This window comes from Deltaproteobacteria bacterium GWC2_65_14, assembly GCA_001797615.1.
Lineage (GTDB): Bacteria > Desulfobacterota > Deferrimicrobia > Deferrimicrobiales > Deferrimicrobiaceae > GWC2-65-14.
The window spans coordinates 34,586-47,223 of the sequence record MGPV01000054.1; the positions used below are offsets into that span (position 1 = coordinate 34,586).

The window sequence follows — 12,638 nt, forward strand, 5'->3', positions numbered from 1 at the left end:
CCCTCGCCCGGGAGCTGGGAGCCCACATCGTGATCGACTCGGAGAAGGAGAAGATCCGGAAGCGGCTTCGCGCCATCGGGGGAGCCGACCTGATCCTGCTCACCGGGATCTCGGCCGGCCTCTTCGAGGAGTGCGTCCCGGGGCTGGCGCCCAACGGGACGCTGGTGGTGCTGGCGGCGATCGCGGAGCCGGCCAAGGTGATTCCGGCCGGACTGCTCACCGGGCAGACCCGGATCATGGGCTCGCTGATCGGCACGCGGGATGACATGGACGCGATGCTCCGGTTCGCCGCGGACCACAAGATTGCGCCGGTTGTGGAAATCCACCCCCTGGAGCAGGTGAACGAAGTCCTCGCGAAGCTGCGCGAGGGGAAGGTGAATCTGCGGGCGGTGTTGATCCCGTAGGCGGTCACCCCGGGACCATGGCAACCCGCCTTTCCGAAACCCTGAAGGTCTTCCGCAGCCGCCGCATCGGCGTCATGGTGCTGGCGGGGTTCTCCTCCGGGCTCCCCCTGGCGCTGACCGGGGGAACGCTGCAGGCCTGGATGACGGTGGCCGGCGTGGACCTGCGCACCATCGGGATCTTCGCGCTGGTCGGCCTCCCCTACACGGTGAAGTTCCTCTGGTCCCCCCTGATGGACCGGTTCGTTCCGCCCCTTTTCGGGAGGCGCAGGGGCTGGATGCTGCTCACCCAGGCGGCGCTGGTCCTGGGGATCGTCGCCATGGCCGCCGGGAACCCCGCGGAGGCGCCGCTCGCGCTGGGAGCCCTCGCCCTCCTGGTGGCCTTCTTCTCCGCGTCGCAGGACATCGTGATCGACGCCTACCGCACCGACGTGCTCCACCCGCCGGAGCGGGGCCTGGGCGCCGCGGTCTTCGTCACCGGCTACCGGGTGGCGATGCTGGTCTCGGGGGCGCTGGCGCTGATCCTCTCCGAGCGGATCGGGTGGCGGAGCACCTACCTCCTGATGGCCGGGCTCATGGGGATCGGGATCGCCACCACCCTCTTCTGCCCCGAGCCGGAGGCGAAGGGGATCCCCCCGAAGACGCTGCGGGAGGCGGTCCTTTCCCCCCTCTCGGAGTTCTTCTCCCGCCGGGGGGCGGTCGCGCTGCTGTTTCTCATCGTCCTCTACAAGCTGGGGGACGCCTACGCCGGAACGCTGACCACCGCCTTCCTGATCCGCGGAGTCGGCTTCTCCCCCACCGACGTGGGGACGCTGAACAAGGGACTCGGGCTGGTTTCCCTCATCGTCGGGGCCATGTTCGGCGGGACCTGGATGATCCGGCTGGGTCTCTACCGATCCCTCCTGATTTTCGGGGCGCTCCAGGCGGTCTCCAACCTCTCCTTCATGGTCCTTTCCTGGGTCGGGAAGAGCTACGGGATGCTGGTCTTCACCGTCGCCTTCGAGAATCTCTGCGGGGGGATGGGAACGGCGGCGTTCGTGGCGCTGTTGATGGCGCTGTGCGACAACCGCTACACCGCGACCCAGTATGCGCTCCTCTCCTCCCTCGCGGCGCTCGGCCGGATCTTCGTCGCCCCCACCTCCGGCTTCCTGGTCGAGTCGGTCGGATGGGGGGTCTTCTTCCTCTTCACCGCCCTCTCCGCCCTCCCGGGACTGGGAGTCCTCTGGCGGCTCCGGGGAGAGATCTCGTCCCTTTCCGCAAAGCGGGGCTGACGTGGGACCAGGCACCGCCGTCCCTCCCGAATATTGCTGAATTTTCCGTAAAGTTCCAACCGCCATTTCCGATAAGAAGGGAACCGGCAGGGGAAACCCATGGCCGGAAATGGCGGAGGAAGGATGAATCAGGCCAGCGAAACGGCCCAGGTATCCCCGGCACCAGAAGGGGGTTTCCTGAGCAGAATCAGCGATTTCCGGGAAAGACTGAGCCGGAGGCCCGATTCCGAGCACGAGCAGGCGCTGATCCGGGTCGTCCTGGTATCCGTAGCGTCCATCTACCTCATGTACTACATCCGCAAGGATGGACAGATCATTCCGCTGGAACGCTTATCTCTCTACTATGCGTATTTTTACCTGGTGTTCTCCCTGGGGTTGTTTTTTCATGTGATTTTCCGGGCAAAAGGGGTTTCTCCGTTCCGTCGCTGTGTCGGAATGGTAGGTGACATCGGAAGCGTGGCGATCATTACCTACCTTACCGGAGACGACGCTTCCCCACTGTTCATCATTCTGCTGTGGGTAACTTTCGGAAACGGATTCCGGTACGGACGGAACTACCTCTTCGCCTCCGCCCTCCTCAGCGTTATCACATACGGTCTTGTGATCATCCGGAACGGGTTCTGGGATGCCAATCCAGCCCTCTCTACAGGGTTGATGATCGGCCTCATTGCACTTCCCGCCTATGTCTCCGTCCTGCTCAAGAAATTGAAGGAGGCGATCCAGAAGGCGGAGGAGGCGAACAAGGCCAAGACCCAGTTTCTCGCGAACATGAGCCACGAGATGCGCACGCCGCTGAACGGGATCCTGGGGATGGCCGCCCTGATGCAGGACACCCCGCTGTCGGCGGACCAGGAGGATTACGCGAAGACGATCGAGGCCTCCGCCAGGACGATGCTCTCCCTGATCGACGACGTCCTGGACATCTCGAAGATCGAGGCGGGGAAATACCAGATCGAGTCGGTCGATTTCGACCTCTATTCCCTGGTCCGCAGCACCACCGCGATCGTGATGCCGGTGGCCCAGGCGAAGGGGATCGCCCTGTCCACCCGCTTTTCCTCGAAGATCCCGTTCCTGCTCTGCGGAGACCCGCTCCAGCTGCGGAAGATCTTCCTGAACCTGCTGGGGAACGCCGTGAAGTTCACGGAGGAGGGGGAGGTGATCCTGCGGGCGGAACTGGCCGGCGAGACCGCCGCAAGCGTTTCGATCCGGTTCGAGGTGTCCGACACCGGGATCGGGATCGCGCCGGAAGCCCAGGCCCGGATCTTCGAGCGGTTCACCCAGGCGGACGGAACGGTCAGCCGCCGTTTCGGGGGAACCGGCCTCGGCACCACGATCGTCAAGCAGCTGGTCGACCTGATGGGGGGACAGGTCGGGGTGCAGAGCGAGCCCGGAAAGGGTTCCACCTTCTGGGTCACCCTGACGCTCGAGAAGCAGCAGGGGCTGGTTTCCCATCCGGAGGGGTCATGCACCCTGACGGAGAGCCGCGTCCTGGTCGTCTCCTCGGACCGGGAGACCACGGAGGCGGTCCAGGGGTACCTGGCCTCCTGGGGAATCCGCGCCGTTACCGCCGCCCGTGCAGCCCAGGCCTTTGCGCTCCTGGTGTCGGCCGCCGACCGGGAGGAGCCGTACGATATCACGCTCGTGGTGCAGCGCAACCTCGACATGGATCCCTTCGAGTTCGCGCGGGGAATCAAGGCGGACCATTCCATCGGGAGGGTGCAGCTGATCCTGGCCGGCGAGGGAGAGGCGGACCCGGACCTGGAAACGGTCACCGGGCGCGGGTACGCGGCCGCGGTGTCCACCCCGATCGACAAGACCCTCCTGTTCAACGCCCTCCATTTCGTCCGTCCGGACCAGCCGAAGCAGAACGGGATCGCGAACCTGGCCCGAAGATACCGGCGGAGGAAGGAGGACCGCCGCGGCCTCTCCATCCTGGTGGCCGAGGACAACCCCACGAACCAGAAGGTGATCGCGAAGATCCTGGAACGAGGCGGTCACGAGGTCCGACTCGTGGAGAACGGGGAGCAGGCGCTCGACGCGCTCGAGAAGCAGCTCTTCGACCTCGCGTTCCTCGACCTGCATATGCCGGTGATGGGGGGGATCGAAGCCGCGAAGATCCACCGGGTCACGCATGGGCAGAGGCCGCGGATCCCGATCGTGGCCCTGACCGCCGACGCAACGCCGGAATCCCGCAGGGCCTGCGAGGAGGCCGGCATCGACGCCTACCTCACCAAGCCGGTCGAAGTGAGGAAGCTGCTGGAGCTGGTCGACGCGATCGTCCCGTACGAGAAACGGTCGGGCGTCCGGATCGCGAAGGATTCCGGCCGCCGCCAGGACGACCCCCGGGAGGAGAAACCGACCGGTGCCGAAACCGTGCTCAACACGGACGTCGTGCAGGAACTGCAGGCGCTCGGGGGATACAGCGGGTTCTTCGAGAAACTGGTTCAGGTCTTTCTGGAGAGCGGCGGACAGAAGCTCCAGGAGATGCACCGGGCCGTGGCCACACGGAACCACGAAGCCTTCCGCTCCCTCTCCCACGCCTTGAAGGGGAGCGCGGGGCAGATCGGAGCGATGGCGCTGATGGAGGAATGCTCCCGAGGCTCCCAAATGGACCCGATGGCATTCCGGGACAACGGGGCGGTTCTTCTGCGGACGATCGCACAGGAATTCAAGAAGGCGAAGGATGCCCTGCTTCGGTATGTCAGGAAGCGGGGGTATGCTGCTTCATAATCTCCCCGGTTGAGTCCCCGGAAATCCCGGACGGCACCAGCGTCCCGGACGGTTGAACCTCTTCACGAATCCGATCCTGCGCCTTGATCAGCCTCTCCATCAATTTCATATCCTTCGGCCCCAGACTCAGCGCCGCGTCCACCCAGACCTTCGCGATCTCGTCCAGTTCTTCCCGGTCGATCCTGTTGATGATCCGACGTGCCTTCAGGATCCCCTGGTAGGCATTCCGCTTCCGGGAATGCCATGCGACATATTCGGAGATGGCGGTTTCCCCTTTGCCATTTTCCGCGAGGATGTCGACAACTCCCATCTCCTTCATTTCCGCAGCGCTGTATATCTTTCCGCTCAGGATGATCTTCTCTGCGAGAGGAGCGCCGATCTTCCTGGAAAGCAGGCTGTAGGCGCCCATTCCCGGAAACATGTTGAACAGGACTTCCGGCAGGCCGAACTGGGCATCCTTTTCGGCGACGATGACATTCCCCGAAAGAACGGCTTCGAACCCGCCTCCCAACGCGTCTCCCTTGGCAAGAATAACGGTGGTCATGGGAAGCCCGTAGCTGTTGAAATTCGAGAAGAGCACGTCGATGCAGAGAGAGGCATACCGCCAAAGCTCCTGGCGGTCCTGTTCCCGGATGCAGCGGATAAACAGATCGAGATCCCCGCCGAAGCTGAATATTTTCGGCACTTTCGAGGTGAACACCGCGTAGGGAATCGGGCAATCGGAACCGTTATTCATTCCCTTCCGGTTCGTCTGTTCGATATACGTCTGGACTTTCCGAAGATCCTCGAGGAGAGAAAAGGAAAAACATGCCCTCGGCTTCGGATCCATGTAGCACCACAGGACTTTCTGATGGAGGTCGAAGCGGGTGGTCACCTGGCCGTGGTTCGGTTGGAAAAGGTGGGTTGGGGAGTACTCGACTCTCATTCTCGGCTCCATCGGTACGTCAGGACCTGTTTGCTGCATGGAACACCGTTTTGCAGAGCGGTTTTATTCCGCGGAAGATCCCGTTTTCCCTGAGCGTACTTCGGGATTAGATCAGAAAATAAATTCCGGGTCCAGCAAATTCTGAAAAGGGGTGGAAACCGATTGGAAAAAATAGGGGGAAAAGGTTAGTGTGTTTTTGCCATGTTCCCCTATTTCCCGCAGCCGACGCTGCACGTGGGTCCCATTACCATATACGCCTTTGGAATCCTCGTGGCGGCGGCCATGCTCGCCGGAAGCCACCTGGCGATCCGCAGATGCCGCAAGGAAGGGCTCGAGGCCGGCCTCGCGATGGACCTGGTCTTCTACACGCTGGTCGCGGGGCTCCTGGGGGCGCATCTATTCGCCGTGCTGGCCTATTTCCCGGGCGAAGTGTGGAAGAACCCGCTCATGCTGCTGAAGTTCTGGGAGAACATCAGCTCCTTCGGGGGAATCGCCGGGTCGCTGGCGGGGATCGTGCTCTTCTTCCGGTGGAAGGCGCCCGGACTTTCCACGGCGACGAAATGGCGCTATCTGGAGGCGATCGCCTTCGCCTTCCCCTTCGGGTGGGCGATCGGCCGGCTGGGATGCACCCTCGCGCACGACCATCCCGGGACGATCACCCGGTTTCCGCTGGGGGTGAGCCTGGCAACCCCGGAGGCGATGGAATATATCCGGTATTATTACCAGACCGCGGGGAGGCTCGCCGACCTGCCGGACGGCGTCCTCCTTTCCGGGATGGCCTACCACGACCTCGGCTGGTACGAGTTCCTCTACACCCTGCTCGTCATCGTTCCGATCTTCCTGCTGATGGACCGCAGACGAAGGCCCACCGGGTTCTACCCGGCCCTCTTCCTACTGCTCTACGCGCCGGCCCGCTTCGCCTTCGACTTCCTGCGCCTGGGCGACGCCCGCTACCTGGGTCTCACCCCCGGGCAGTACGGCTCGATCCTCGCGGTCGCGGGGGTGCTGTTCCTGTGGCGGCGGGGGGTGGTTCCGGACCGTCTCCGGTAGCCTTCCCTACCAGGCGCGGGCGATTCCTCCCCGGTCGTCCCGCCACACCGGCGCCCAGGCGAGCGCGACCAGCGCCACGGTGATGTCGGACTTCTTCGGCCGGACGGTGACCGTCTCCAGTTCCTCCGCCATCGGGTCGGTCGCCCGGATCTTCCCCTCCAGCGCGGAAACGGGGCGCGCATACTGCTTGCGGAGCCGCTCCAGCTCCGCGTCCCGGCTTTCCCGGCCCCCTCGGGCGGGGCGAAGGAGCGCAGGACCGACACGGGCAGCCCGGCCGAACTGCCGGGGGTGTAGATGGCGAACCCGGCCGCCTCCTTCATCCGGCGGATCCTCTCCCCGTCCTGCCCCCATTCGGAAAGCCCCTTCTTCCAGAGGGCCGCCTGCGCCTTCGCGTACTCCTCCGGGGTGATGTTCTTCCGGCGGGCGTCGTCCTCGTTGATCCAGGGTAAAAAGTCCGCGGCGGTCCGCTACCCGGTGATTCCCTTCACGGCGGCGAGAACCGCCCCGTAGTCCGGCTCCTGGCCGTTCTCCGGGACACGCTGAATGTACCGGACGACATCCTTTCCGTCGACCACGAAGATCGATCGGGCGAGGAGCTTCAGTTCCCGGATCATCACCCCGTAGGCGGCCGCGAACGACCGCTCCTGGTAGTCGGAGAGCACCTTCACCTTGTCCACGCCGGACCCCGCGCACCAGCGCTTCTGGGCGAACGGAAGGTCGAGGCTTATGGTCAGCACCACGACGTCGCCGGGAAGCTTCGCCGCCTCCTGGTTGAACCGCCGGGTCTCCACGTCGCAGACCGCCGTGTCCAGCGATGTAACCACGCTGATCACCTTGACCTTGCCCCGGAAATCCCCGAGCGTGACCGGGGCCATGGAGGTGTCGACCACCCGGAAGTCGGGCGCCTTGTCGCCGACCCGGATCTCCGGCCCGAGCAGGGTCACCGGCTTTCCCTTGACCGTTACGACTCCTGTGCGTTCCTCCATCGGTTCCTCCTTCGATCAGGCTGTCTCGTGCTCCATCTGCCTGGTGTATTTTCCGTACCGCGCGGCGCCGTTGCACCGGGACCGGTGGTTGAAGGCGGCCTGCGCGGCGGCAACGTTCCCGGGGACCCCCTTCCAGGCCGTCAGCACCGGCTCCTGCAGCGCGCGCCCGTAGGAGAAGGAAAGCTCCCAGGGGAATTTCCCCAAGGCGTTCATGGCGTTCAGCCGTTCGGTCGCCTGCTCCGGGCTCTGCCCGCCGGAGAGGAAGACGATCCCCGGGACCGCCGCGGGGACGGCGCGGCGCAGGCACCGGACGGTCGCCTCGGCGATCTCCGAGGCGGGGGCCTGGTGCGGGCACTCCTTCCCCGGGAGCACCATGTTCGGCTTGAGCAGCGTCCCCTCGAGAACGACCCGCTGGGCGTTGAGCTCGGAGTAGAGCAGCGCCAGCGTGCGCCCGGTCACCTCCTCGCAGCGGGCCAGGGTGTGCGTCCCGTCCATGAGGACCTCCGGCTCGACGATCGGCACCAGGCCGGCCTCCTGGGAGAGGGCGGCGTAGCGCGCCAGCGCGTGGGCGTTCGCCGACAGGCAGCCGGGAGTGGGAATCCCCTCCCCGATCGCCAGGACCGCCCGCCACTTGGCGAAGCGGGCACCGAGCTCCGCATATTCCTCGAGCCGGGCCCGGAGTCCGTCCAGCCCCTCCGTCACCTTCTCCCCGGGAAACCCGGCCAGCGCCTTCGCTCCCTCGTCCACCTTGATCCCCGGGATCACCCCCCGCGACTCCAGATGCTCCGGGAAGGGGACCCCCTCCCGCGTCTTCTGCCGGATCGTCTCGTCGAAGAGGATCACGCCGCTGATGAATTCGGAGATCCCCTCCGTGGTGAAGAGAAGCTCCCGGTAGGCGCGCCGGTTTTCCTCGGTGGACGCCAGGAAGATGGACTTGAACCGTTTCTCGATGGTGGGTGTGCTCTCGTCGGCGGCCAGGATCCCCTTCCCCGCGGCGACGAGGGAACGGGCGACCGATGCCAGTTCGGCTGCATTCATGGGCGACCTCCTTCCTTTTTCCGGGACGGGGGTGCTTCCGTTGGATTCCGCGCAAAGGAACCGGGTTTCAGGAGAAACAGTGTATCAGGGAACCGGCTCCGGAAACAGCGGACCCGGGGTTTACACGATCCCGCCGGCGGGGTAGTGTATGTTTTTGAACGTCTTTTGAAACCGGCTCGCCGGAGAGGACGTTGGGTCGCTCGGCCATAGACTGGGTCCACCAGGCCACCGCCAAATGGCCTCGCCAGTTCCGCCTGACGCTGCTCAGCGTCGCGGTGGGGGTGGTGGCCGGAATCGGGGCGATCCTGTTCGACCAGCTGCTCGGGTACTCCCTGCACCTGCTGCAGATGATCACCGGATACGCGGAACCGGGCCGGGGGTCGCCGGCCTCGCTCGCCCGGGAAATCACCGGCCGGCACTCCTACTGGTTTCTCCTCATCCCCGCCCTGGGGGGGCTCGCCTCCGGAATCCTGGTCTACCGGTTCGCGCCGGAAGCGGAGGGACACGGGACCGACGCGATGATCGACGCCTTCCACCAGAGGGGGGGGTTCATCCGGAGACGGGTCCCGATCGTGAAGATCATCGCCTCGGTGCTGACCATCGGCAGCGGAGGATCCGCGGGGAAGGAGGGGCCCATCGCCCAGATCGGCTCCGGGTTCGGATCCTTCCTCTCGACGACGTTCCGGCTCAAGGCGAGAGAACAGCGGATCCTGGTGCTCGCCGGCGCGGCGGGCGGGATCGGCGCCATCTTCCAGGCTCCCCTGGGGGCGGCCCTCTTCGCCCCGGAGGTGCTCTACCGCGAGACCGAGTTCGAGTACGAGGCGATCCTCCCCTGCATCATCTCCTCGATCATCGCCCACTCCGTCTACTCCGAGGTCCACGGCCGCCGGGCCCTCTTCTTCCCCGGCACGGTCGAGTTCATGCTGACCTCCGAGCTGGTGCCGTACGCCCTGTTCGGGGTCCTCTGCGCCCTGGTCGGCTACCTCTACATCAAGGTATTCTACGGCCTGCGGGACCGCTTCTTCCGTCCCCTCCGGATGAACCGGATGCTGAAGCCGGCGCTGGGAGGGCTGATGATGGGCATCCTCTCGTTCGCCTCCCCCGCGGTGCTGAACGGGGGGTACGGGTGGGTCCAGATGGCGCTGGAGGGAAAGATCTTCTGGGGTACGATGCTCCTCCTGGCGCTGCTGAAGATCGTCGCCACCTCCTGCACCATCAGTTCGGGGGGGAGCGGAGGGGTCTTCGGCCCCTCCGTATTCATCGGGGCGATGCTGGGCGGGGCCTTCGGGTTCCTGGGCCATCAGGTGGCGCCCGGCTGGGTTCTCCACCCCAACTCCTTCGTCCTGGTCGGGATGGGCGGTTTCTTCGCCGGCGTCGCGAAGGTGCCCATCGCATCGATCATCATGGCCTGCGAGATGAGCTCCAGCTACACCCTGCTGGTTCCCCTCATGGTGGTGTCGTCCATCTCCTATATGCTGCTCCGCGGGGTCAGCCTCTACGAGAAGCAGCTGATCAGCCGGCTCGCCTCGCCCGCGCACGTAACGGAGTTCTCCCGGGGGCTCCTGGAGACGTTCCTCGTCCGGGAGGCGGTCCGGATGCGGGAGGTCTTCCGGATCCCGGAGGAAATGCCCTTCGGCCAGCTGATCCGGACGATGGGGAATTCCCAGGAGATCTACTACCCGGTGGTGAACCGGGAGGGGCACATGACCGGGATCCTGTCGATCAACGACGTCCGGGAGTACATGTTCGAGGAGTCGATCGGCCACCTCGTCGTGGCCCGGGACGTCGCGACCCCGAACGTGGAGCGGGCCTACTGGAACGAGACGCTGCAGCAGGCGCTCGACAAGATGGCGGCGATCAACGTCGACGAGCTCCCCGTGGTGCACAAGGAAACCCCCCACGAGATCGTCACGATGATCACCAAGCGGGACATCATCAACTACTATTACAAGAAGGGCGGCGGGTGACGGAGGGAAACGCCGGTCAGTTCCAGGGACCCCGACCCGGGTCCTCCCCTTCCCAGCGGTCCAGCACCGTCCACGGGTCGGTCTCCTGCCGGAATGCGCGCGGGTCGAGGGCCTGCGCGATCTGGCAGGCGCACTGCTTGTAGAAGTTCTTGTAGTAGGGATCGTCGGCCTCCATCGCGTGCAGGAGCCCCTGCCGATAGGCCCAGGCGGCGTCCGCCGATGCGCCATACCCGAAGAGATAGAAGACGCCCCGCTCCGCGTCTCCCCCGAGGACCACGACGGCCTGGACCGACCGCTCGGTCCCGGAATCGTCGCGGACGGAGATCTCCTTCGCCTCCGGGTCCACCGTGATCGTGATGGTCAGCTTCCGTCCCATGGCCTCTTTATCGGCAAACGCCACGGATACCTTTACCCCCGCCATAGCAGGATCCGTCGCAGGATTTCCAGGAGGGTCGTCCGCCCCGCCAGTGTGCCACAAGTTCAGGAACCCGGGGCAGCCCTTTCCGGAACGGCGTGCCCAGGTGGAAATCCTCCGGTTGATCCTCCCCCTCAAACAGGTAATCATGAGGAATCCATCCCGCGAGAAGAGGAGGCCGCCATGAAGACGTCCAACAAGACGCTGATCGGTCTGGGGATCCTCCTGTTCCTCGTCGCCGCTGCCCTCTTCATCCTGCTCTCCGGCCTCGACCGGATCGTGGCGGCGGCCATCAGAAAGTACGGCTCGGAAGCCACCGGGACGAAGGTCGGGGTCTCTTCCGTCAAGATCGCCCTGAAAGGGGGAACGGGCTCCATCCGCAATCTGAGCGTCGGAAATCCCCCGGGCTTCTCGGAACCGGACGCCTTCCGCCTGGAGGACATCTCCGTCGCGATGGACCCCGGGGCCGTCACCGGAACCCCCGTGGTCATCGACCAGGTGAAGATCCTCTCCCCCCGCATCGCCTACGAGATCGACAGGGAGGGCCGGTCGAACATCGAGATGCTCAGGAAGAGACTGCAGGGAGACCCGGCACAGGGGCCGGCCGCGGAAAAGGAGGGGAGAAAGGTGGTGATCCGCCGCATGGTCATCGAGAAGGGGGAGATCGAGATCCGGGTGGCGGCGCTCTCCGGCAAGCCGCTCTCCGCCAGGCTTCCCCGGATCGAGCTGAAAAACCTCGGGGGCAAGGGGGGCGGGTCCCCCGGCGAGATCGCCAGGCAGGTCCTGGAACCGCTCCTGCACCAGGTGGCGGTCGCGGCGTCCGGCGCGGGGATCGGGCAGTACCTTGGAAAAGAGGCGGACGAGCTGAAAAAGACGCTGGAGGAAGCGGCCCAGGGGAAACTGGCCGTTCCGGGAAAGGATGCGGCCAAGGGCGTGGGAGACGCGCTGAAAAAGATGCTGGGGAAATAGGGGGCGGCCGGCCGCCCCCTGTTTCCGCCTGCCTCCATCACAACCGATGGTTGCGCACCACGTGGACTTTGGTCGCGGCGAAGACCTTCCCCCCCGGTTCGTCGGTCAGCCGGCCGGTGATCCGGACCTCGTCCCCGATCCTGGGGGAAGACCCTTCCGCGCGGACGGGCAGGTAGAACCTGCCGCAGTTGGGGTTCTGGCAGTTGAGCTCGGAGAGATCCATCACGCCGAAGATGCGGGGATCCTGCTGCGAGAATCCCCCCACGACCCCCTGGACCGTCACCGTCCCCTGCAGGAGGGATGGGTTGTCCCGGATCTGGTTGACTCCCAGCCCCGAGGGGCCGCCGCAGGCGATCGCCGCGAAGGCGATCGCCGCTGAGAGAAGGGGGATCCCGATTGCGCCGAGCCGTTTTCTGTTCATCCGTTCCTCCCTATTGAACGATCGAATCGCCTTGCAATAACATTCCCCGCACCGGGGAGGAGGACCATTGGTCCGTAAAGATCCGCCCGTCCTTGAGGTGGATCCGCCGCGTGGCCCGTTCCGCGTTCCCGAGGTTGTGGGTCACCAGGACCACGGTCCTCCCCGCCTGCTGGAAACCTAAGCCGAAGTTCCCCGGCAGATTCGTAGGCCTCGCCTCCTGAAATTCCCATGATACCCGGCAGTTATTCTTTTTCCTGCGTTATATTCTCCTGCAGAATGTAGCCATGTATATAACAAATATTCACTTGACATATATGCTTTGGTGTGCGATAAGTAACCATGCACATCGACGTCGTCCCCAATCGGAACTCCAAGCCGGCCTACCTGCTGCGCGAATCGTATCGCGAAGGAGGGAAGGTCAAGAAGCGCACCCTGGCCAATCTCTCCTCGCTTCCCATCGAGCAG

The 12,638-nt window shown here is 64.8% G+C and carries 11 protein-coding genes and 1 pseudogene (1 of these 12 cut by a window edge); 7 read left to right on the forward strand and 5 right to left on the reverse strand.

The window, feature by feature from the left end; all coding sequences use genetic code 11:
* From A2X88_02360 to A2X88_02370, 3 genes and pseudogenes are all read left to right on the forward strand, one after another.
* Positions 1-404 (forward strand): annotated as a pseudogene (locus tag A2X88_02360) (hypothetical protein) (it extends 607 nt beyond the left edge of the window).
* Between the two features lie 17 nt (positions 405-421).
* Entirely contained in the window at positions 422-1,672 is a 1,251-nt protein-coding gene (gene ampG / locus A2X88_02365) for a muropeptide transporter AmpG (GenBank protein ID OGP33404.1), read from the forward strand.
* Positions 1,673-1,795: 123 nt separating this feature from the next.
* Positions 1,796-4,402: a hypothetical protein gene (locus tag A2X88_02370; GenBank protein OGP33416.1), complete on the forward strand. Its 2,607-nt coding sequence runs from the start codon at positions 1,796-1,798 to the stop codon at positions 4,400-4,402.
* Here A2X88_02370 and A2X88_02375 read toward each other — a convergent pair.
* A complete protein-coding gene (locus A2X88_02375) occupies positions 4,374-5,327 on the reverse strand; it encodes a hypothetical protein (GenBank protein ID OGP33405.1) in 954 nt (317 codons plus the stop codon). The two genes, A2X88_02370 and A2X88_02375, sit on opposite strands and share 29 nt — an antisense overlap.
* A gap of 201 nt (positions 5,328-5,528) precedes the next feature.
* Between A2X88_02375 and A2X88_02380 the strand changes: the two genes are divergently transcribed.
* The gene (locus tag A2X88_02380) at positions 5,529-6,377 is read left to right on the forward strand and encodes a hypothetical protein (GenBank protein OGP33406.1); all 849 of its coding nucleotides are present in this window, start codon (positions 5,529-5,531) and stop codon (positions 6,375-6,377) included.
* Between the two features lie 294 nt (positions 6,378-6,671).
* Entirely contained in the window at positions 6,672-6,887 is a 216-nt protein-coding gene (locus A2X88_02385) for a hypothetical protein (protein OGP33407.1), read from the forward strand.
* Here A2X88_02385 and A2X88_02390 read toward each other — a convergent pair.
* Together A2X88_02390 and A2X88_02395 are read right to left on the reverse strand one after the other, a co-directional pair.
* Positions 6,845-7,363: a lipid hydroperoxide peroxidase gene (locus A2X88_02390; protein OGP33408.1), complete on the reverse strand. Its 519-nt coding sequence runs from the start codon at positions 7,361-7,363 to the stop codon at positions 6,845-6,847. The genes A2X88_02385 and A2X88_02390 overlap by 43 nt on opposite strands.
* Before the next feature lie 15 nt (positions 7,364-7,378).
* Positions 7,379-8,401: a fructose-bisphosphate aldolase gene (locus A2X88_02395; GenBank protein OGP33409.1), complete on the reverse strand. Its 1,023-nt coding sequence runs from the start codon at positions 8,399-8,401 to the stop codon at positions 7,379-7,381.
* A gap of 191 nt (positions 8,402-8,592) precedes the next feature.
* Here A2X88_02395 and A2X88_02400 point away from each other — a divergent pair, with 191 nt between their 5' ends.
* Entirely contained in the window at positions 8,593-10,368 is a 1,776-nt protein-coding gene (locus A2X88_02400) for a chloride channel protein (GenBank protein ID OGP33410.1), read from the forward strand.
* A 16-nt stretch (positions 10,369-10,384) separates the two neighbouring features.
* Here the strand turns inward: A2X88_02400 and A2X88_02405 are convergent, their stop codons facing one another.
* A complete protein-coding gene (locus tag A2X88_02405) occupies positions 10,385-10,789 on the reverse strand; it encodes a hypothetical protein (GenBank protein OGP33411.1) in 405 nt (134 codons plus the stop codon).
* A gap of 177 nt (positions 10,790-10,966) precedes the next feature.
* Between A2X88_02405 and A2X88_02410 the strand changes: the two genes are divergently transcribed.
* Entirely contained in the window at positions 10,967-11,752 is a 786-nt protein-coding gene (locus A2X88_02410; GenBank protein OGP33412.1) for a hypothetical protein, read from the forward strand.
* A gap of 37 nt (positions 11,753-11,789) precedes the next feature.
* Here A2X88_02410 and A2X88_02415 read toward each other — a convergent pair whose 3' ends face one another.
* Positions 11,790-12,173 carry a hypothetical protein gene (locus A2X88_02415; protein ID OGP33413.1) on the reverse strand — a complete coding sequence of 128 codons (384 nt, stop codon included), beginning with the start codon at positions 12,171-12,173 and terminating at the stop codon, positions 11,790-11,792.
* Positions 12,174-12,638 lie beyond the last annotated feature (465 nt).

What these genes read in the sequence shown, in the direction of transcription:
- ampG (OGP33404.1), top strand. Translation starts at nt 422, where the DNA reads ATGGCAACCCGCCTTTCCGAAACCCTGAAGGTCTTCCGCAGCCGCCGC.
- A2X88_02370 (OGP33416.1), top strand. Translation starts at nt 1,796, where the DNA reads ATGAATCAGGCCAGCGAAACGGCCCAGGTATCCCCGGCACCAGAAGGG.
- A2X88_02375 (OGP33405.1), bottom strand. Translation starts at nt 5,327, where the DNA reads ATGAGAGTCGAGTACTCCCCAACCCACCTTTTCCAACCGAACCACGGC.
- A2X88_02380 (OGP33406.1), top strand. Translation starts at nt 5,529, where the DNA reads ATGTTCCCCTATTTCCCGCAGCCGACGCTGCACGTGGGTCCCATTACC.
- A2X88_02385 (OGP33407.1), top strand. Translation starts at nt 6,672, where the DNA reads ATGGCGAACCCGGCCGCCTCCTTCATCCGGCGGATCCTCTCCCCGTCC.
- A2X88_02390 (OGP33408.1), bottom strand. Translation starts at nt 7,363, where the DNA reads ATGGAGGAACGCACAGGAGTCGTAACGGTCAAGGGAAAGCCGGTGACC.
- A2X88_02395 (OGP33409.1), bottom strand. Translation starts at nt 8,401, where the DNA reads ATGAATGCAGCCGAACTGGCATCGGTCGCCCGTTCCCTCGTCGCCGCG.
- A2X88_02405 (OGP33411.1), bottom strand. Translation starts at nt 10,789, where the DNA reads ATGGCGGGGGTAAAGGTATCCGTGGCGTTTGCCGATAAAGAGGCCATG.
- A2X88_02410 (OGP33412.1), top strand. Translation starts at nt 10,967, where the DNA reads ATGAAGACGTCCAACAAGACGCTGATCGGTCTGGGGATCCTCCTGTTC.
- A2X88_02415 (OGP33413.1), bottom strand. Translation starts at nt 12,173, where the DNA reads ATGAACAGAAAACGGCTCGGCGCAATCGGGATCCCCCTTCTCTCAGCG.